Source organism: Acetobacter senegalensis, assembly GCF_001580995.1.
Taxonomy (GTDB): domain Bacteria; phylum Pseudomonadota; class Alphaproteobacteria; order Acetobacterales; family Acetobacteraceae; genus Acetobacter; species Acetobacter senegalensis.
This window is the reverse complement of the sequence record NZ_LHZU01000107.1, coordinates 1-17,297: the sequence shown is the minus strand read 5'-3', so window position 1 is coordinate 17,297 and position 17,297 is coordinate 1. Positions and strand designations below refer to the sequence as shown.

The window sequence follows — 17,297 nt, the reverse complement described above, 5'->3', positions numbered from 1 at the left end:
CTCATCTCATCTATAAAACGGAGTAGCGTTACGGCTTTTCAGGCATACGCAATCCCGGAACAAAAATAAAAAGCCTCGTTACGACAGTGCAAAATAGGCACTGCGCTGAACCAAAGCGAAAGGCAGCAACGCTGCGCTATGTCTAACCTGTTCCGCTGGGGTAAGGAAGATTGCCCGTCCATGATGATGGAAGCGGGCATGACATGGCAGCCTTGCTTTCTTGAGGTATTCTTTCCTTAACGGGAAAGGCGGGCAATTTCTTCCGAGATTTCCCGTTCGCGCTTACGTAGAGCCGCTACATGCCTAGGCTCCGTCTTTTCTGATTCAGCAATTTGACGTTGCAGATCTTCCAGTTCTTTCTGGAGAGAAGAAAGAGCGGGTGGGGTATGGGAAGGATGGCTCATTTGCGACCTGCCAGAACTTTTGTTGCGAGTGCCTGAAGTTCTGGTGCCGTAACACCTTCCGGATTATGCTGTGCCTTCTTGGCGATTTCGCGTTCCAGCTCAGATGCGTGTTCGCCGCCTTTCAGCACAAACCCCGCCAGTTCAAGCACTTCAGCCTTGGTGGCCAGTTTGGGCTGCGCGAGCGTGCGTTCTGCCAAATGGTGAAGGGAACTTGTTTCGTGTGGTGCTCTATCGTGCGGCATGATGATCTTACTTTCTTCCTGTAAGGCCCTGTGCAGGACCAACTCTTTCTTAAAGATGGGATCATGCCGGGAAGAATGACAGCCGGAGGGAGAGCATGGCAGTTATTCACAAAAAACTGCGCCCCCACACAAAAGCTCCGGCTGGAGTGTGAAGCATGCGGGAAATGACACGCCATCCGCCGCACGTATGTGGGGGAAAGTCTTCCTTATCGGAAAGGCGTGCCCTGAGTGGCAGGTGGTGTAAGGGGAGCCTGTTGCGGCGTGGTGGGTTTAGGGCCGGTTGCTGCAGGAGATGTGGCCGGGGTCGCCGGTGTCAGCTTGTCTGGAGCCGTCGCCTGAAAAGGGGGAACAGGCTGCCCCGGATAGTAATAGGGGCCGCGGTAGTTCTGGTTCAACTGGGCATTATTCAGCCGGTCAACCAGTTCATCCCCCGTGCCGTCTGAATAGCGGTTTGGCGGAGTGGCTGTCTGTGTCGTGGTGGGCGTGGCGGGCTTGGGTGTCGGTGCCGTAGAAGGAGATGTGGGGCCGGACTGCGCAAAAGGCGTGTGGGGCAGGCGTGTTGTCCTGCCTGCGGCCCAAACAGAAGCAGGGAACCCAACCGCCAGAAGGCTTGCCATAAAACAGGCATGGAATGCTTTGTTTTTCATGACCAAGTTATCCTTGCAGGACGCAGCAGAGAAGACAGGTATGTGCCTTTTGGCACTGTGCCTGAAACGCCTGAAAACGGCATCGGATGCAAGGGGGGGAAAACAGAACGCCCCGTTTCCGGGGCGTTCGCTGACAAACTGGGTAAAGGGCTCAGGCGGCGGAGAAACGGGCCGCTATGTCGGCAATCCGCTTGCCATAGTGAACCGCTGTGTCCAGATCACCTTGCGGAATTTCATCCACGCTGGCGTCTGCCGGGCTCTGCACCAGCAGGCCAATGGAGCCACCCAGATTGTTGAGGTCCGTGCGCTTTGCTTCCTTGGTGTTGCTGGGCAACAGACCCAGGCTGACCCAGATGCCGCCATGCTGTGCGGCCAGCGTGCTCAGCCAGTCCAGCGTGCAGCCTTTATCGCCGCTCAGGCTGGCGCTGTTGGTGAAGCCACCGAAAATCTTGTTTTCCCACCCACGGGTGAACCAGATTTTGGAAGAGGCATCAGCAAATTTTTTGAACTGCCAGCTTGCGTTGCCCATGTAGGTCGGCGCACCGAAGATGATGGCGCGGGCAGCGTTCAGCTTGGCCCAGTCAGCCTCTGTCACATCTCCATGTTCATTGATGGCGATAAGCTCGGCATTGGCACCTTTGGCCACATGTTCCGCCACCTTGCGGGTGTGACCATAGCCAGAATGATAAATGACAACAGTATCAGCCATACTCTTTTCTCCTAGAACCAGAAGCGGTGGCCACTGCTGCGGCCATCGGTATGGGGGTCACAATGGCCTCCTTCGTTCTGTTTGATAATCGGCCAAAAAGAAAAGTCATCTCATACCAAGGGTGTGAGATTGTTTTGGTGCGGCTGAGAGGAAAAAGGGAAGGTGGAGGGCAGGCATGGCTGGTTTGTGATCAAGCCTCTCTGAAAGGTTCCAGTATAGAGCTAGAAGATGGAAAAGCAGTTGAAGATTGTGCTGCAAGGCGCAGTAGGCCGAATGGTCTCATTTGCCATGAAATGGCCGTATGGGCAGGGCAAGCAGCCCGGCAGCAGGCCTCGGGGAACGGGCTTAAAAAGAACAAGAAATGATGTTGACCAATGGTGCATAAAAGCTGGCTGGCGGGGGTTGCTCTGGGGAGCATGATGATAACGGGCAACATGCCACAGGCGCATGCCAGATCATCGCTTGCGCATCCGCCGCAATCCCGCTCCGCACTGACTCATCCCTCACGGGCGCACCGCTATCCCTCCGCCGCACGGGCGGGGAAAAAGGCGCAGCAACAGCCGCAGGCACCCACACCGCAACAGGGGGCAGCGGCCCCCGCAGGGAAGCAACTTCCTCTCTCGCCGCAGAGTGTGGAGACCGAGCATGCCGCGCCCCCATCGGCCCCGGCGGCGGAGACATCGCAGAGCGCCCCGCACATTGGCAATCTGTTTCGCCCAAAACCGGGCCATGCGGCATCGTACTGGGATGGGCTGGAAGGGCATCTTTCAATAGAAGCCGGAATTACCGGCAACCCATGGACGCGTTCAGGCCGAAACTTTGGCCAGTACTATAATGATCGCGCCAATACCGTTACCATGAACCAGATTATGGGATCACTCTCCCACCCGGTAACGGACGTTGGTGGCGGATATGGGATTGGGTTTGTGCTGGAGGCCATGTACGGCTCCGATGCACGGTTTGATCCTACAATCGGCATGGGCGATGGCGCTATTACAGGGTTGTATCAGTGGGCACCCACACAGGCCCATGTGGACGTGCATCTTCCCTGGATTTTCAAACACGGCATTGATGTGCAGGTGGGCCAGATGTACGGCCTGATGGGCGCGGAAGGCACGCCCGCGCTGGCCCGGCCTTTCTATACCTTCAATTACGCTTCTGATTATATTGTGCCCTTCCAGACAGTGGGCATTGTGGCCACCATGCACCTCAGCAAGCATGTGGACTGGATTCTGGGCGTGGATGCCGGAAATTCCACCACCTTTGGCGCGGCAGGCAACAATAACAAACCCAAGGGGTATTTTGGCTTTGCCTTCAACCATCTGCTGGATGGCAAGCTTGATATTCACGCCATGGGGCGGTTCGGGCCGGAAGGGAACAACGGGCGGGCCGTGACATCCCCCGATGGCTGGACCAGCGCGGGCCTTGGTTCTGATGCCAATCACCTCATGCAGTATAATGGAGATATCATGGCCACGTATCATGTGAATGATAAGCTCAGCGTTACGGTGGACGGCACCTATCTGCATGATAACGCCACACGGGATGATGTGTATGGGGTCACCAGCTATCTGGCGTGGGATATCAAGCCATGGCTGACGTTCAACCTGCGCGGGGAAGTCTTCAGGGATAATACCGGAGGCACCGTGAGCGAATATGCCAGCTTCATGTCCTACACGCATTCCCTGAGCAACCGGCCTTACCCGTATTACAACGCGCCCCCCACCACGTATGGGGAGTTGACGGTCGGGGCCTCCTATCGTCCGGAATTCATCAACAAGAATTTGGGGCTGGGCAAATTCACGTTGCGGCCAGAGATTCGGCTGGACAAATCCCTGAATGGTACACGGCCTTTCAATCAGGCCGGAACGGTGCAGAACCCGGTGGTTACAAACGGCACCAACAATATGCTGTGGTTCAACTGCGATGCTGTCTGGGCATTCTGACGCCACGTAGCCAAAGGCACGGAGCCATAGGAAGGCAGGACGCGGGAAGCCAGTTTGCACCCTCAGCACTTGCATGAGTAGTGAGTTGCGGGCCTGATTGTCCTCGGTCTTTGGTGCTCGTTTCAACGGGCGGGTGAGACGGCCCGTCGTTTATGGTGCGCGCCACGGTTGGGCTGCGGGCGGTGCTACCAGAATGAGGAGTGGTGTGAGGGCGTATTTAGGCTCATGGTGGTGGCCTTCACTCTAGCCGGATGGTTGAAAAGCATGACGAAGAAATCCGTATTACGCGCCGTGATGATCCGATCCTGCACTGCTTTGGCGGCTGTTGGCCTGTGTGCAACAGTCGTGCCGCTGGTGGGGGCGCAGCCTGCGCTGGCCGCGCTGGCACAAGGGGAAACCGCCCCTGATTTTACGTTGCAGGGCGCGCTGGGGGGGAAGCCTCTCACGTTTTCTCTGAAGGATGCGCTGAAAAAGGGGCCGGTGGTGCTCTATTTCTTCCCGGCGGCTTTTACCAAAGGGTGCACGCTGGAAGCCCATGCGTTTGCTGAGGCAACGGAGGATTTTGCCAAACAGGGCGCGACTGTTGTTGGGGTAACGGCGGGTAATGTGGACCGTGTTGCTGAGTTTTCAAAGGAAGAATGTAGAAGCAAGTTTGCCGTGCTGGCAGACCCAGGTGCAAAAGTGGCTGGTCTTTATAAATCACTTAGCTCGCAGGGCACGTTTCTGCACTCAGACCGCTCGTCTTACGTGATTACGCCGGACGACAAGATTGTGCTGAGCTATACCAGCCAGGACCCGGAAACGCATGTCAGCAAAACGCTGGATGCCGTAACCGCATGGCATGCCAGCGCACAGTGAGCCCCCTGAAAGGCACCGTTTTTTACATCAGACCAACCGGACAGGGTTTTCAAACAGCCTTTTAGATCTGCACAATGGTTGAGAAATCGAAATCCTGTCCCTTGGGGTTTTCACCCAGCCTGATGGTGGTCGGGTTGGGCATGAAGTAAGGGGGAACCGGCAGGTTGTAGGGCGCGGGCGCCCCCTTGAAGACGCGCCCTGCCAGATCAAACTTTGAACCATGGCAAGGGCAGGCATAGCCGCCAGCCGGAGCGGCCTTGGCCTCTGCCGGCGCCCCGCCGGGGGCGGGTGCGTAAGATGGCACACACCCCAGATGGGTGCAGATTCCTACATACACCCCGTATTCAGGCGTGAGCGACCGATGCCAGTTCTTGGCATAGGCAGGCTGTTGCAGATCATGCGAATCCCCGTCCCGCAGGCGCTCTGTCAGCGCGGCATCCTGAAGTTTGGCAATGTCTTCTGGGGTGCGGTGCAGAATGAACACGGGTTTGCCCTGCCAGACCACGGTTGTCTGCTGGCCGGGAGCCAGTTTGGAGAGATCTACATCAACGGGCAGATGGGCGGAGGCGCTATCCTGCGGGGCCAGACTTTCCAGAAACGGGATAGTGCATGCGGCAACGCCGGTTACAGCGCCTGCCGTTGTCACCATGCCCAGAAAATCACGCCGACCGGCGGTGTGTTCCGGGGTATCCGTTTCAGGCGTGTTCTGCGGTGCGGGGGAGGTGTTTTCCATCTGTCAGTTTCCGTCCAGGCGTTTCCAGATTTTCTTCTTCCATGCAATGGCCAGCAGAAGCAGAACAATCAGGTAAAGCACAACCCCTTTGCCAATATGGTGGCGTGCATTGCGGTGTGGGTCAGCGGCCCAGACCAGAAAAGTTGAAACATCGCGCGCCTGTTGGTCCACCGTGGCCTTGGTGCCATCCGGAAAGCTCACGCCGCCTTCTACCAGCGGTGGTGGCATGCCAATCAGGTGGCCGTCAGCCCATTCATTGTAGAACTTGCCGGGCACCATGGGCGCGCCGGGCGGTGGCGGCATGCGGTAGCCGGTCAGGAACGCGTAAAGCCAGTCTGCCCCGTGGGGCTTGATCAGGGCAAGGCGGGACTGATCAGGCGGGGCCACGCCGCCCATCATGGCTGCGGCGGCGGCTTCACTCGGGAAGGGGGATTTGAAGTGGTCATCCGGCGTGCCGGGGCGGGTTGTCGGCTGCCCATCTTCATCTACCGGGCCGGGGAACTGCTTGCTATGCGCAAGGTCTGAAATGGCTTTGGAGCTCAGGCCGATGCCCGCCAGATCATTATAGGTCAGGCTGCGCATGCCATGGCAGGTGGAACACACATGGTCATACACCAGAAAGCCACGTTGCAGGCTGGCCTGATCAAACTGCCCGAACGCTCCGTCAAAGCTCCATTTCTGGTGTGGCGGGGCTGCGGGTTCTGCCGGTGCTGCCGCCGGGGAAGAAGCCGGAGCGGAGGGCGTCTGGGCCAGAGCAGTTTGCTCAGGTGTTGCCAGGAATAGGCCGGAGAGCAGGCATGCGCCCCCTAAAAATGCGCGAACAGACATTCAGGCGTCTCCCTGCGCAGCGGAAATGGAGGCAGGCAAGGGGCGTGTTTTTTCCAGACGCGGTGCCAAGGGGAGGAGCACAAGAAAATAGCCAAAATAATAGAGCAGAGATACGCGCCCAAGCGCCATCCAGCTTCCCTGAGCGTGGTGTTTACCGACCAGTGCCAGCAGCACAAATGCTACGACCAGCCCCAGCAGGCCGACGCGGCAAAGAGGCCGGAAGCGCATGGACCGCACGGGGGAACGGTCCAGCCATGGCAGGGCAAAAAGAATCAGCAGGGAGCCAGCCGCCGCCAGCAGGCCGCCAAACTTGGAAGGCACGGACTGCAACATGCCATAAAAAGGCAGGAAGTACCATTCCGGTTCGATATCCGCGGGGGTGTGCATGGGGTCTGCCGGGGCGTAATTGTCTGGTTCAGTCAGCAGGCTGGGCCAGAAGAACATCAGCAGAGCAAACACCAGTGCGAAGAGCACCAGCCCCACCAGATCCTTGCTGGTGAAGTATGGATGAAAAGGCACGGTATCTTTGGGGGTTTTGGGCTCTATGCCCAGTGGGTTGTTGGAGCCCGCCACATGAACTGCCACAACGTGCACCCCCACCACGGCAACAACCAGAAATGCCAGAATGAAGTGAATGACAAAAAAGCGGTGCAGAAAAATATCGCCCAACTGATCACTGCCCGCCAGAATATGTTCCAGCGTGTTGCCAATAACCGGCACCGCGCCCACGGCCTTGCTGATGACATCCGCTCCCCAGAAGGACATCTGCCCCCATGGCAGCACGTACCCGGCAAAAGCCGTGGCCATGACAAGCACCATCAGAACAAGACCGCTGATCCACAGAATTTCACGCGGGGCCTTGTAGGAGCCGTAATACAGCCCACGAAACAGATGGATATAGAGCGCTGCCAGAAACAGGTTGGCCCCGACCATATGCATGCTGCGCAGCATCCATCCGCCGGGCAACTGCCGGTCTATGGCCTCAACAGAAAGAAAGGCTTCTGCTGCGGTGGGGATGAAGTGCATGGCCAGAAAGGTGCCGGTTGCCAGCATAAGCAGCAGAACGACCGTGAGAATCGCACCGAAGTTCCACAGGCCGTTCAGATTCTTTGGCATGCGGAAATCAATATACTCCGCCCTGAAACCACTGATGACAGGCAGGCGGCGGTCAATCCATCCGGCCACACCAGAGCTTTCTTCCGGGTGACGAGAAGGCGGCTGGCCCGCCATGTTGGGTTTGGTCATGGGTGGTTCCATAGAATGCGGAGAGGAGCCGGGTCGTGGCTGCATGGTATCCAGATCAGGCGGAATGGGCCAGCGGAGCGCACGCAGGAAAGCGCAACCTGCGCGATTTTCTTGCTATCTGCCAACAGGATGGCCCGAAAAACCATAAGGCACGGAAAGTCATGCGGAGGCTTTCACACTCTTCTGTGCAGGAGAGATTACTCGGGACATCATGGTTGCCTCGGTCGGTTTTGCAGGAGCATGACAGATGCCTGATCATAATTAAGCCGAAACATTTTACAAGATTGCATGCCGGGCGGAATGAGCGCGGGAAAAGGGTTCCGGCGGGGCCATGGCGGCTTGCGCTAAAGGCTCACTCAAAAGCGTGATGTATTTCTCTCTTGCATGCTGAGCGTATTATCCCCATCATACGAAATACAGCCGCTTTTCTGGCGGGTGTGACGTTCTCAGGGCAGGGTGCAATTCCCTACCGGCGGTAAGTGGTCAGGTCAGCCTGCCATAAGCCCGCGAGCGCCTGCTACGGCAGGGTCAGCAGATCCGGTGTAATTCCGGAGCCGACGGTGATAGTCCGGATGAGAGAGAACGATGGCGGCGTCTGCCCTTTCTGTATGGAAGGCGGCAGGCGGTGAAAGCCGCTGTATGCCCTGAGTCTGTCTGGTGTGGTCAAGGCAGATAATGGAGTCAGGGCGTTGCAGGAAAATCCTTCGCACTTTGCGCCAGTATTTGTGCCTGAACAGGTCGGGCAGGCTTTCCGTACGGCTGTGGCAGAAGCATGCCGCTATCTGGGCCAGACAGCACCCAACCCCGCAGTAGGGTGCGCGTTGCTGGATGCCGAAGGCGAGGTGCTGAGCGTTGCGGCCCACCACAAGGCTGGCGCGCTGCATGCCGAACGCCTTGCTTTGGAACAGGCAAAACAGGCTGGCGTGTTTGACCGTGTGCGGACAGCCGTGGTCACGCTTGAACCCTGCAACCATACGGGGCGCACACGCCCTTGCACCGAAGCCTTACTGGCCTCTCCGGTCAAAACCGTCTGGATTGGTTGTGCAGACCCCAACCCCACAGTGGCGGGGGGCGGCGCTGCGCGTCTGGCTGAAGCGGGCATAAGCGTGCACTGGCTGGAAGAAAGCACGAACGGGGCTGCCCTGTTTGCTTTGTGCAAGGCTTTGCTTGCGCCGTTTGCCTGTAAAATGACGGAAGGCAGACCGTGGATTACGGTCAAGCAGGCCGTGAACAGTGCTGGCACAATGGTGCCGCCTGAAGGGCAGACAACCTTCACTTCTCCCGAATCTCTGAAATTCGCGCATGTGCTGCGCCGCGCTACGGATGGCGTGGTTACAGGCACGGGCACTGTCATGGCGGATAACCCTGCCTTTACCGTGCGGCATGTGGCTGATTATGCGGACCGTCGCCGTCTGCTGGTGGTGTGTGGCCAGAAGGCGCACACACCGGAAGACTGGCTGGCCGAACGGCAGAAGCAGTTTGATGTTCTGTTCTGCCGCTCCTGTGCCGATCTTCCCGCCCTGCTGGCCAAGACAGATGCCCTGTGGGTGCTGGTGGAGGCCGGGCCAACACTTCTGGCCGCCCTGAAAGAACTGAATTTGTGGGACGACTGGCTGACCATTCGCCAGAACGCCGCCGGGGTGGACCATTACACCGTTTCAACCCGTCATGATGTTACACCGCTTGCTCTGTTTCCGGAGTGGGCTCGGTGCACGCAGGAGCAAGCATGTTTTCCGGAATAGTTGAATCTCTTGGCCATGTTCTGAAAGCCGAATCGGGAGACAAATCCCTGATGGTGGAAGTGGATACGGGGCTCACAGATATTGCTGAAGGCGAAAGTATTGCCGTGAATGGCGTGTGCCTGACAGCAGTTGAACCTGCGGCAACCGGCGTGGCGCGGTTCTTTATCAGCAGTGAAACGCTGGACCGCTCCACCCTTGGGGCGCTCAAGGCTGGCAGCCGTGTCAATCTGGAACGCGCCGTAACCCCTGCCACCCGGCTTTCAGGCCATATTGTGCAGGGGCATGTAGATGGCACAGCGCGGTTTGCCGAGTGTACGCCCTCGGGCGATGCCCGCCGTGTGGTGTTTGAGGTGCCGGAAAACCTGCGCCGCTACATGGTGGAAAAAGGCTCCATCACACTGGATGGCATCAGCCTGACCCTGAACGAGATTGGGGACGTGAAAGACGGCGTATTTCCTATTGCGCTGATGATCATCCCCCATACCTGGACCCACACCACGCTCGGCACCCTTTCCGTAGGAGATGCCGTGAATGTGGAAGTGGATGTGATTGCAAAATACGTGGAGGTTCTATGCCAGACAAAGTGAAAGGGGCGGCTGTGGTGCCTGCTCTTCCCTCTGCGGCGCTGGCACGGGCGGTTGAAGCCCTGCGGGCCGGACGCATGGTTATCATGACGGACGATGAAGACCGTGAGAATGAAGGCGATCTGGTGATGGCCGCCGAGTTCATGACGCCCGAGGCCATGAACTTCATGATCACCCATGCGCGGGGGCTAGTGTGTCTGCCTCTTACACCGCAGCAGGTGGAGCGGCTGGGGCTGCCCATGATGGTGCGCGATAATACTGCCCGCCACCACACGGCCTTTACGGTGTCTATCGAGGCGCGGGAAGGGGTTTCCACCGGTATTTCCGCGGCAGACCGTTCGCATACGGTGCAGGTTGCAGCGTCTGAAACCGCAACCCCGGCTGATCTGGCGACACCGGGCCATATCTTTCCGCTGCGTGCTGCCCCCGGCGGCGTGCTGGAACGGATTGGCCATACGGAGGGCTCGCTTGATCTGCTCAAGCTGGCGGGGCTGCGCCCTGCGTCCGTGATCTGCGAGATTCTGAATGAGGACGGCACCATGGCCCGTCGTCCGGAACTGGAAGTGTATGCCCGTAAGCATGACATGCCCATTATCTCCATTGCAGAGCTGGTGCGGTGGATCAGCGCCCATGGGCTAACGCCTCTGGCCTCTGATGTAACGGACGCGGAAGCAGCCTCCTCCTCGCCGGAAGAAACACTGGTTGATCTGGCGGAAGCCTCGCTGCCCAGCGCTTATGGCGGGGAAGATCTGGTGATCCATGCGTTCCGAGATGCGCAGGATGTGGAGCACGTGGCGCTGGTGAAGGGTAACCCCGCAGCGCCCGGTGCTGTGCCACTGGTGCGGCTGCATTCCGAATGCGTGACGGGCGATGCGCTGGGGTCCTTGCGGTGTGATTGCGGCACGCAGTTGCACGCAGCCCTGAAAGCCATAGGGCAGGCGGAAACCGGAGTGCTGGTTTACGTGCGTGGGCACGAAGGCCGGGGCATTGGGCTTGTAAACAAGATTCGCGCCTACGAACTTCAGGACGCCGGGTTGGATACGGTGGATGCCAACCACAAGCTGGGTTTTGCAACCGATGTGCGGGACTGGACATCCGCCGCCGCCATTCTGCGTGATCTGGGCGTGGGGCAGCTTGATCTGCTCACCAACAATCCGGACAAGGTGCGCGCGCTTGAAGCGCGTGGGTTCATGGTGCGCAAGAGAATCGGGCTGGAAACACCTGTTAACCCCTTCAACCGGGCTTACCTGAATGCCAAGCGGCAGCGCATGGGGCATCGGCTGAGTAACTTTTCCGTGAGTGACGCCACGGTCAGCGCGGCGGTCTGAACCGGCCGCCTGAATTTGAGACTGTCTGCAAAGCAAGGATGATTTTATGAGCACACGGATTCCGGTTTCTCTGCCGGACCTCAATCTGGTTCCCGCCCCGCGTCTGGCCCTGATTGTCAGCCGCTTTAATGAGGACGTGACGGGCGGCTTGCGCGATGGCGCTATTGCGTGGCTGGGCGAGCACAATATTACCGTAGGTGAGAACGATATTTTTGCAGCCCCCGGCGCATTCGAGATGCCGCTTCTGGCGCAGACACTGGCAAAATCTGGCCGGTATGAAGGCGTGATCTGCCTTGGCTGCGTGATCAAGGGTGATACGGCGCATTTTGAATTCATTAGTCTGGGCACCACCATGGGCCTGATGCAGGCTTCTCTGGCGACGGAAGTGCCCATCGCGTTTGGGGTGTTGACCACCTATACCGATGAGCAGGCGGAACTTCGCTCCCGCGATGACATTCATAACAAAGGACGTGAAGCGGCCGCTGCGTGTGTGGAGTCACTTGCTTTGCTGCGTCAGATTAAGGTCTGATCAGAACAGGGCTGCTGCGTGAGCGCGCGGTCCTGAAAAAGCAGGGGGAAGAATGAAGCGGGTTACCGTCATCGCAGGTCTTCTGGGACTGGGGCTGACTGTCTGGATGCTGATGCAGTTCGGCGCTCGTTCCATCCTTTCCCTGATGGTAACAGGCGGCTGGGGTGTGCTGGCCGCCATAGTTTTTCACGCAATTCAGGTCGCACTTTCCGCGCAGGCATGGCGCACCATTGCGGGCCATAAACATGGCGCATCCCTCTCCTGGCAGGACTATTTTGCCCTCCGCTGCGTGCGGGAGGGAATCAATAATCTTCTGCCGGTCGCGCAGGTGGGTGGGGAAGTGTGGTCCAGCCGTCTGCTCGCCAAACGCGGGCTTGGCACGCGCAAGGCTGCCGCCGCGACCATTTGTGATCTCACGCTCGAACTGCTCAGTCAGGTATTATTCACCTTCATGGGGCTGGGCCTGCTGCTGTTTCTGGTCAAACGCTCCCATGTGACGGATGAACTGCTGGAAAGCGCGTTGGTGGCGCTGGCCATCGGGCTTGCGGTGTTCGCCAGCCAGTGGTTGGGGGCCGTGGCGTTTGTTGAGGTGCTGCTGGTGAAAATCGCGGAGCATCTTGGCTGGAACGGTGTGGATGGCATACGCGGGCTGCATCAGGAAGTGCTCGGCCTTTACAAGGTTAAGCGGAACGCCGTTTCTGCTCTGATCCTTCAGTATCTGGCATGGGCGCTGGGCGCAGTGGAAGTGTGCCTGATTCTGCATTTTCTGGGTCATGACCGGTCTCTGGCCGTTGGTTTCGTGATTGAGGGCGTGGGTGAGGCTGCAAAATCCGCAGGCTTTGCCGTGCCCGGCGCCCTTGGGGTTTCTGAAGGCGGCTATATTCTGGTGGGCAGCCTGTTTGGCGTGGCGCCCCCCGTTGCCATTGCGCTTTCCCTGATCAAACGTGTGCGAGAAATTGCATGGGGCGTGCCGTCCCTTTGCCTGTGGCAGGTGCTTGAACACAGGTGGGATACCCCCGCGCAAGGGGCCGAACGGCCCGCATCCTGCGCCCAGTCTGTGGGTAAAAATCCTCTTTCCCGTTCTGGTCTGTAACGCGGGACGTGCCTGCTTTTGACATCATCCCTTGCATGAAGCGGGGCGGTTGGGCCAAACGAAAACAGCTTTTGGCCTTGCGCCGTGAATTTTTGGGAACTGATCGCCAGCTATGCTCTCCGCACCCATAGGTCGTTTCATTACATTCTGCGCCCGTCACGCTTACGCTGTGGTCGCCCTGTTCTTCATTCTCTCGGGTGGTGCCGTTTTTGCGGGCATGAATTTTCTGGGGGTCACCACAGATACCAGCAAGATGCTCTCTGACCGGCTGGAGTGGAAACAGCGGTCTGATGAAATGGGGCGGCTGTTCCCGCAGAAGGAAAACCTTCTGGTTGCGGTGATTGAGGCCGACCTGCCGGAGGAAGGGCGTGAGACCGCCCGCCTGCTGGCGGAACGGCTTGCGGCCGACCACACCCACTTCAACTTTGCCGAGCGACCGGATGCAAACCCGTATCTGGTGCGCAACGGCCTGATGTTTCTGGACCCACAGCCGCTTTCCCAGGTGTTGAATGACACCATTACGGCCCAGCCCTTCCTGTCCGCTCTGGCGCAGGACCCCTCTGCCCGTGGGTTGTTTGGCACCCTTTCCCTTATCGCCGAGGGCGTGAAGCAGGGGCAGGTGGATCTGGGCGGCTTTCAGACCGCGCTTTCCGGCTTTGCTGACAATATGGAAAAAGCGGCGGCCGGGCACCCGCAGCTTCTCTCGTGGGAGCAACTGCTGGGGGGCAAGCTGTCCGATCTGGCCGGGCGTTACCAGTTTGTCATCACCAAGCCCAAGCTGGATTACGGCTCCTTCCAGCCGGGTGGCGCAGCGGCGGATGCCATGAGCAAGGCGGCGCAGTCTCTGGAGTTTGTGCGCAACGGGCATGTAAAGGTGCATCTCACCGGCCAGGTGCAGCTTGATGATGAGGAATTTGCCACCGTGGCCGAAGGTATGGTGGCGGGGTTACTGGGGTCTCTGGCTCTGGTGACGTTATGGCTGACGCTGGCCGTGCATTCCTGGCGCGTGGTGCTGCCTATTGTGGTCACGCTGGTTGTGGGGCTTCTGCTGACCACCGGCTTTGCTGCCGTGGCGGTCGGCACGCTTAATCTGATCTCGGTTGCGTTCGCTATTCTGTTTGTTGGGATAGCGGTGGATTTTGCCATTCAGTTCTCGGTCCGGTTCCGGGCCCAGCACCAGAATGGAGAAAGCGAGCAGGGCATTCTGGCCGCGCTGGCCGAAACGGGAGATGAAACCGGGCACCAGATTCTGGTGGCTGCGCTGGCAACATCCGCCGGGTTTCTGGCCTTTACGCCCACCGCTTTTCTGGGCGTGGCCCAGCTTGGGCTAATTGCCGGCATTGGCATGATGGTGGCGTTTGTTTGCACCACCAGCCTTCTTCCGGCCTTGCTGAAAATCTTTCACCCGCCGCTGGATTGCCCGAGCATGGGCTATGCCTTCATGCAGCCGGTGGATGTGAAAATTCGCCATCACCGCAAGATTCTGCTGGGTATTTTTGGTGCCGTAGCTGTGGCAGGGCTGGCCCTTGTGCCGCGCCTGCAATTTGATGGTGACCCACTGCACACCAAGAACCCCAATTCCGAGGGTATGAAGGCGCTGCATCTGCTTATGACAAACCCGCAGTCTTCGCCTTACAGCGCGGAACTGCTGGTGAAATCTCTGGATGAAGCAAAGGCGCAGGCAGCGCGTCTTTCCGCAGTGCCCGGCGTGCATGATGCCATGTGGCTGGGCTCCTTCGTGCCGGAAAAGCAGGATGAAAAACTCGCCCTGATTCAGGACGCCGCGACGGTATTGTTGCCCACCCTGATTGTGCCGTCTCCCAAACCAGCGCCAGATGCGCAGGCGTTGCGGGATGCCGCGCAGAACACGGCCACGGCTCTTGGTGGTATTCTGGATAAACTGCCGCAGCAGGACCCGCTCCGTCGTATTCAGGCAGCTTTGGCGAAACTGGCCACGTCATCTGACCAGATTGTGCTGGATGCCAACACGGCGCTGGTGCGCTTTCTGCCGCAGGAACTGGACCAGTTGCGCGTGATGCTTCAGGCAAAGCCGGTCACGGTGAAAGACGTGCCGCCTGAACTGGCGGATGATTATCTGCTGCCCGATGGCCGTGCGCTGGTAGAAGTGCACCCCAATGGTGTGATGTCCAACAGTGGGGCGCTCCGCAAGTTTGTGACATCCCTGCAAAAGGAAGCTCCCGATATTGCCGGGACAGCCGTGGATATTGTGGAGAGCGCGCGCTCTATCGTGCGGGCGTTTGAACAGGCTGCGGCTGCCGCCATTGTCATGATCGCGCTGATCCTCTTTCTGGCTCTGCGTCGTATCCGGGACATGGCGCTGGTGCTGGCCCCGCTGATGCTTTCCGCCCTCATGACAGTGATCCTGATTGTGCTGCTGCCGGAAACACTGAACTTTGCCAACATCATTGCTCTGCCGCTGCTGTTGGGCGTTGGGGTGTCTTTCAACATCTATTTCGTCATGAACTGGCGGGATGGTGTGCAGCACCCGCTGGCGTCTCCCACCGCGCGCGCTGTTCTGTTCTCTGCCCTGACAACAGGCACTGCGTTTGGGTCTTTGGCACTTTCCCATCACCCCGGTACGGCCAGCATGGGGCGGCTGTTGCTGCTCTCTCTGGGCTGCACGTTGCTGGCAACGTTGGTGTTTGTGCCTGCTCTGCTGCCCAAGCGGGATATTGATAAGGAATAAGCTCTGATTGCCCCGAGCCATCAGGCTGTACGTAAAAAAGGCTCCTTGAAGGAGCCTTTTTTTATGGACGAGTTCAGGAGGAGGAAGCGGTTTGGCGCTGCGGCTTTTTTTGCAGCACAACCCAGGCCACGCAGGCCAGCACGCCTCCACAGACCATAACCGCTATGGCCCCGCCACCAGAAAGCACCATGCCTCCTACCAGCGCGCCTGTGCCAATACCGGCGTTAAAGCCCGTGACGCAAAATGAGGAGGCCGCTTCGTGCTGGCTGGGGGCCAGTTCCAGAGCGTAACTTTGCAGACCGAGATTCATAAGGGCGGAAACCATGCCCCACAGGGTCAGATCAACCCAGGCCACAGCATTGAACTGAGCGGAAAGCACCAGCAGCCCGAAGCTGGCCACAAGGCCGATCAGGGAGAACCCGACTGTGCGCCCGGCAGAGAAGGGGAGCCGCCCACCAACCCAGTTACCCAGAATACCGGCTCCGCCAAATACCAGCAGCATAAGCGGAATCTGGGCTGATGGCGCATGCGCCAGCGTTTGCAGTAGCGGCACCACGTAAGTGTAGGCGGTAAAATGGGCAGTGACGGCGCAGGCAGTCAGCAGGGCGATGTAGCGCAATACGGGCTGGCGTATCAGGTGGCGGATATCAATATGTCGCTTGGCACTGGGGAGCGGCGGCAACAACACCAGTGCAGCCGCCAGCACCACCACGCCCAGAACCCCGCTGAGGGAAAAGGCGGCGCGCCAGCCAATCCAGTGCCCGATGGCGGAGGCCAGAGGAATGCCGCCCGCAAATGCAACGGCTACGCCCGTAAAAGCGATGGCCGTTGCGCGCGCAATGGGGAGTTCGGGCGCGAGCCTGACGGCCAGACCGGAAATAATGGACCAGAACACCCCGTGCCCCAGCGCCAGCACAATGCGCAGCAGCGCCATGAGGGTGTAGCTGGGCACCATGGCTGAGAGCAGGTTTACGGCCCCCACCAAAGCCAGAAGCAACGCAACAAGAAAGCGGCGGTCCATGCCGGATGTCAGAATGGTCAACGGAATGGCGGTCAGGGCGACCAGCCACGCATAGCCTGTAACCAGCATGCCCACCTGCGCTTCCGAGACATTCAACCCATGGGCAATATCTGTCAGCAACCCGATTGGCAGAATTTCCGTCACCTGCCAGACAAACGCCCCCAGAGAGAGCACAAGAAGCCGCGCGATCATGACAGAACAACCTTCGTAGCGGGGAGCCCGGCCCAGCACGCTGCGCGTGTTGCTGAAACACCGAAGGGGTAAAAACAGGAGGGAACGGAGACAAGGAGTGTCGGATTGGTCACGAAGTATCCCTGAGGCAGAAGAAAAACAGAGGGGGCTATCCGATCCACAAGGTGTTCGGAAGCGAAATGACTATGCCATTATGCAGGCATATCGGGGCACGGGAAGAGGAGAAGACGGCAGCCTGCCAGAGAGCATGCAACAGGTGAAGGAGAAAAGTGTTTCCTTGTGTGGGAGCAACACGGACCGTTGCTCACCCTCGCGTTCCGGCACTTCAGGCATGGAGCGGCAGGGAGGGAGGGGTATTTTCTCATCTCGCTCGTGGATGGAGAGGGCATTTTCCAGCCCGAGATGATCACCGCACAGTGCTGTTGACGCAGAAACTTGGCTGAATAACGTGCCAGTGCCAGTGCCAGTGCCAGTGCCAGTGCCAGTGCC

17 protein-coding genes, 1 pseudogene and 1 riboswitch are annotated in these 17,297 nt (G+C 58.8%); of the genes and pseudogenes, 9 read left to right on the top strand and 9 right to left on the bottom strand.

Features of this window, described 5'->3' with window-relative positions; translation table 11 throughout:
* Positions 1 to 236: 236 nt before the first annotated feature.
* The 4 genes from AD948_RS18040 to AD948_RS04090 form a co-directional block, all read right to left on the bottom strand.
* A complete protein-coding gene (locus tag AD948_RS18040; protein WP_156478921.1) occupies positions 237 to 404 on the bottom strand; it encodes a hypothetical protein in 168 nt (55 codons plus the stop codon).
* Positions 401 to 646, bottom strand: a complete 246-nt coding sequence (locus AD948_RS04100; RefSeq protein ID WP_039904117.1) for a hypothetical protein — start codon at positions 644 to 646, stop codon at positions 401 to 403. Before AD948_RS04100 ends, AD948_RS18040 begins: the two co-directional genes overlap by 4 nt.
* Before the next feature lie 206 nt (positions 647 to 852).
* Positions 853 to 1,293 (bottom strand): hypothetical protein, encoded by a 441-nt coding sequence (locus AD948_RS04095; RefSeq protein ID WP_061470843.1) that lies wholly within the window; start codon positions 1,291 to 1,293, stop codon positions 853 to 855.
* 151 nt (positions 1,294 to 1,444) lie between these two features.
* Complete coding sequence (locus tag AD948_RS04090; RefSeq protein ID WP_006558380.1) at positions 1,445 to 2,002, bottom strand: flavodoxin family protein; 558 nt, start codon at positions 2,000 to 2,002, stop codon at positions 1,445 to 1,447.
* A 62-nt stretch (positions 2,003 to 2,064) separates the two neighbouring features.
* On the opposite strand from AD948_RS04090, the gene AD948_RS04085 reads away from it, so the two are divergent.
* The 3 genes from AD948_RS04085 to AD948_RS04075 all read left to right on the top strand — a co-directional run bounded on the left by AD948_RS04085 (position 2,065) and on the right by AD948_RS04075 (position 4,806).
* Positions 2,065 to 2,367: a hypothetical protein gene (locus AD948_RS04085; RefSeq protein WP_156478920.1), complete on the top strand. Its 303-nt coding sequence runs from the start codon at positions 2,065 to 2,067 to the stop codon at positions 2,365 to 2,367.
* 9 nt (positions 2,368 to 2,376) lie between these two features.
* Positions 2,377 to 3,948, top strand: coding sequence for an outer membrane beta-barrel protein (locus AD948_RS17570; RefSeq protein WP_082782292.1), 1,572 nt, complete (start codon positions 2,377 to 2,379; stop codon positions 3,946 to 3,948).
* A gap of 264 nt (positions 3,949 to 4,212) precedes the next feature.
* Positions 4,213 to 4,806 (top strand): peroxiredoxin, encoded by a 594-nt coding sequence (locus AD948_RS04075; RefSeq protein WP_082782294.1) that lies wholly within the window; start codon positions 4,213 to 4,215, stop codon positions 4,804 to 4,806.
* Positions 4,807 to 4,867: 61 nt separating this feature from the next.
* Here the strand turns inward: AD948_RS04075 and petA are convergent, their stop codons facing one another.
* From petA to AD948_RS04060, 3 genes are read right to left on the bottom strand one after another with little or no spacing between them, the layout of a single operon-like run.
* Positions 4,868 to 5,539 (bottom strand): ubiquinol-cytochrome c reductase iron-sulfur subunit, encoded by a 672-nt coding sequence (petA, locus tag AD948_RS04070; RefSeq protein WP_082782291.1) that lies wholly within the window; start codon positions 5,537 to 5,539, stop codon positions 4,868 to 4,870.
* Positions 5,540 to 5,542: 3 nt separating this feature from the next.
* Positions 5,543 to 6,367: a cytochrome c1 gene (locus AD948_RS04065; protein ID WP_082782290.1), complete on the bottom strand. Its 825-nt coding sequence runs from the start codon at positions 6,365 to 6,367 to the stop codon at positions 5,543 to 5,545.
* The gene (locus AD948_RS04060; protein ID WP_408736053.1) at positions 6,368 to 7,612 is read right to left on the bottom strand and encodes a cytochrome b; all 1,245 of its coding nucleotides are present in this window, start codon (positions 7,610 to 7,612) and stop codon (positions 6,368 to 6,370) included.
* A 438-nt stretch (positions 7,613 to 8,050) separates the two neighbouring features.
* Positions 8,051 to 8,200, top strand: a riboswitch (FMN riboswitch).
* A 101-nt stretch (positions 8,201 to 8,301) separates the two neighbouring features.
* On the opposite strand from AD948_RS04060, the gene ribD reads away from it, so the two are divergent.
* From ribD to AD948_RS04030, 6 genes are all read left to right on the top strand, one after another.
* Entirely contained in the window at positions 8,302 to 9,354 is a 1,053-nt protein-coding gene (gene ribD / locus AD948_RS04055; RefSeq protein ID WP_248845912.1) for a bifunctional diaminohydroxyphosphoribosylaminopyrimidine deaminase/5-amino-6-(5-phosphoribosylamino)uracil reductase RibD, read from the top strand.
* Positions 9,339 to 9,941: a riboflavin synthase gene (locus tag AD948_RS04050; RefSeq protein ID WP_061470841.1), complete on the top strand. Its 603-nt coding sequence runs from the start codon at positions 9,339 to 9,341 to the stop codon at positions 9,939 to 9,941. The genes ribD and AD948_RS04050 overlap by 16 nt, the downstream gene beginning before the upstream one ends.
* Positions 9,926 to 11,266 (top strand): bifunctional 3,4-dihydroxy-2-butanone-4-phosphate synthase/GTP cyclohydrolase II, encoded by a 1,341-nt coding sequence (locus AD948_RS04045; RefSeq protein WP_058987056.1) that lies wholly within the window; start codon positions 9,926 to 9,928, stop codon positions 11,264 to 11,266. Before AD948_RS04050 ends, AD948_RS04045 begins: the two co-directional genes overlap by 16 nt.
* A 46-nt stretch (positions 11,267 to 11,312) precedes the next feature.
* On the top strand, positions 11,313 to 11,795 hold the full coding sequence (gene ribH, locus AD948_RS04040; RefSeq protein ID WP_006558368.1) for a 6,7-dimethyl-8-ribityllumazine synthase: 483 nt from the start codon (positions 11,313 to 11,315) through the stop codon (positions 11,793 to 11,795).
* Between the two features lie 52 nt (positions 11,796 to 11,847).
* The gene (locus tag AD948_RS04035; RefSeq protein WP_061470840.1) at positions 11,848 to 12,888 is read left to right on the top strand and encodes a lysylphosphatidylglycerol synthase domain-containing protein; all 1,041 of its coding nucleotides are present in this window, start codon (positions 11,848 to 11,850) and stop codon (positions 12,886 to 12,888) included.
* Between the two features lie 112 nt (positions 12,889 to 13,000).
* Positions 13,001 to 15,595: an MMPL family transporter gene (locus AD948_RS04030; protein ID WP_061470839.1), complete on the top strand. Its 2,595-nt coding sequence runs from the start codon at positions 13,001 to 13,003 to the stop codon at positions 15,593 to 15,595.
* 73 nt (positions 15,596 to 15,668) lie between these two features.
* Here AD948_RS04030 and AD948_RS04025 read toward each other — a convergent pair whose 3' ends face one another.
* Both AD948_RS04025 and AD948_RS18500 read right to left on the bottom strand, forming a co-directional pair.
* The gene (locus tag AD948_RS04025) at positions 15,669 to 16,808 is read right to left on the bottom strand and encodes an MFS transporter (RefSeq protein WP_061470838.1); all 1,140 of its coding nucleotides are present in this window, start codon (positions 16,806 to 16,808) and stop codon (positions 15,669 to 15,671) included.
* 183 nt (positions 16,809 to 16,991) lie between these two features.
* Positions 16,992 to 17,297 (bottom strand): annotated as a pseudogene (locus AD948_RS18500) (hypothetical protein); the annotation flags it as partial.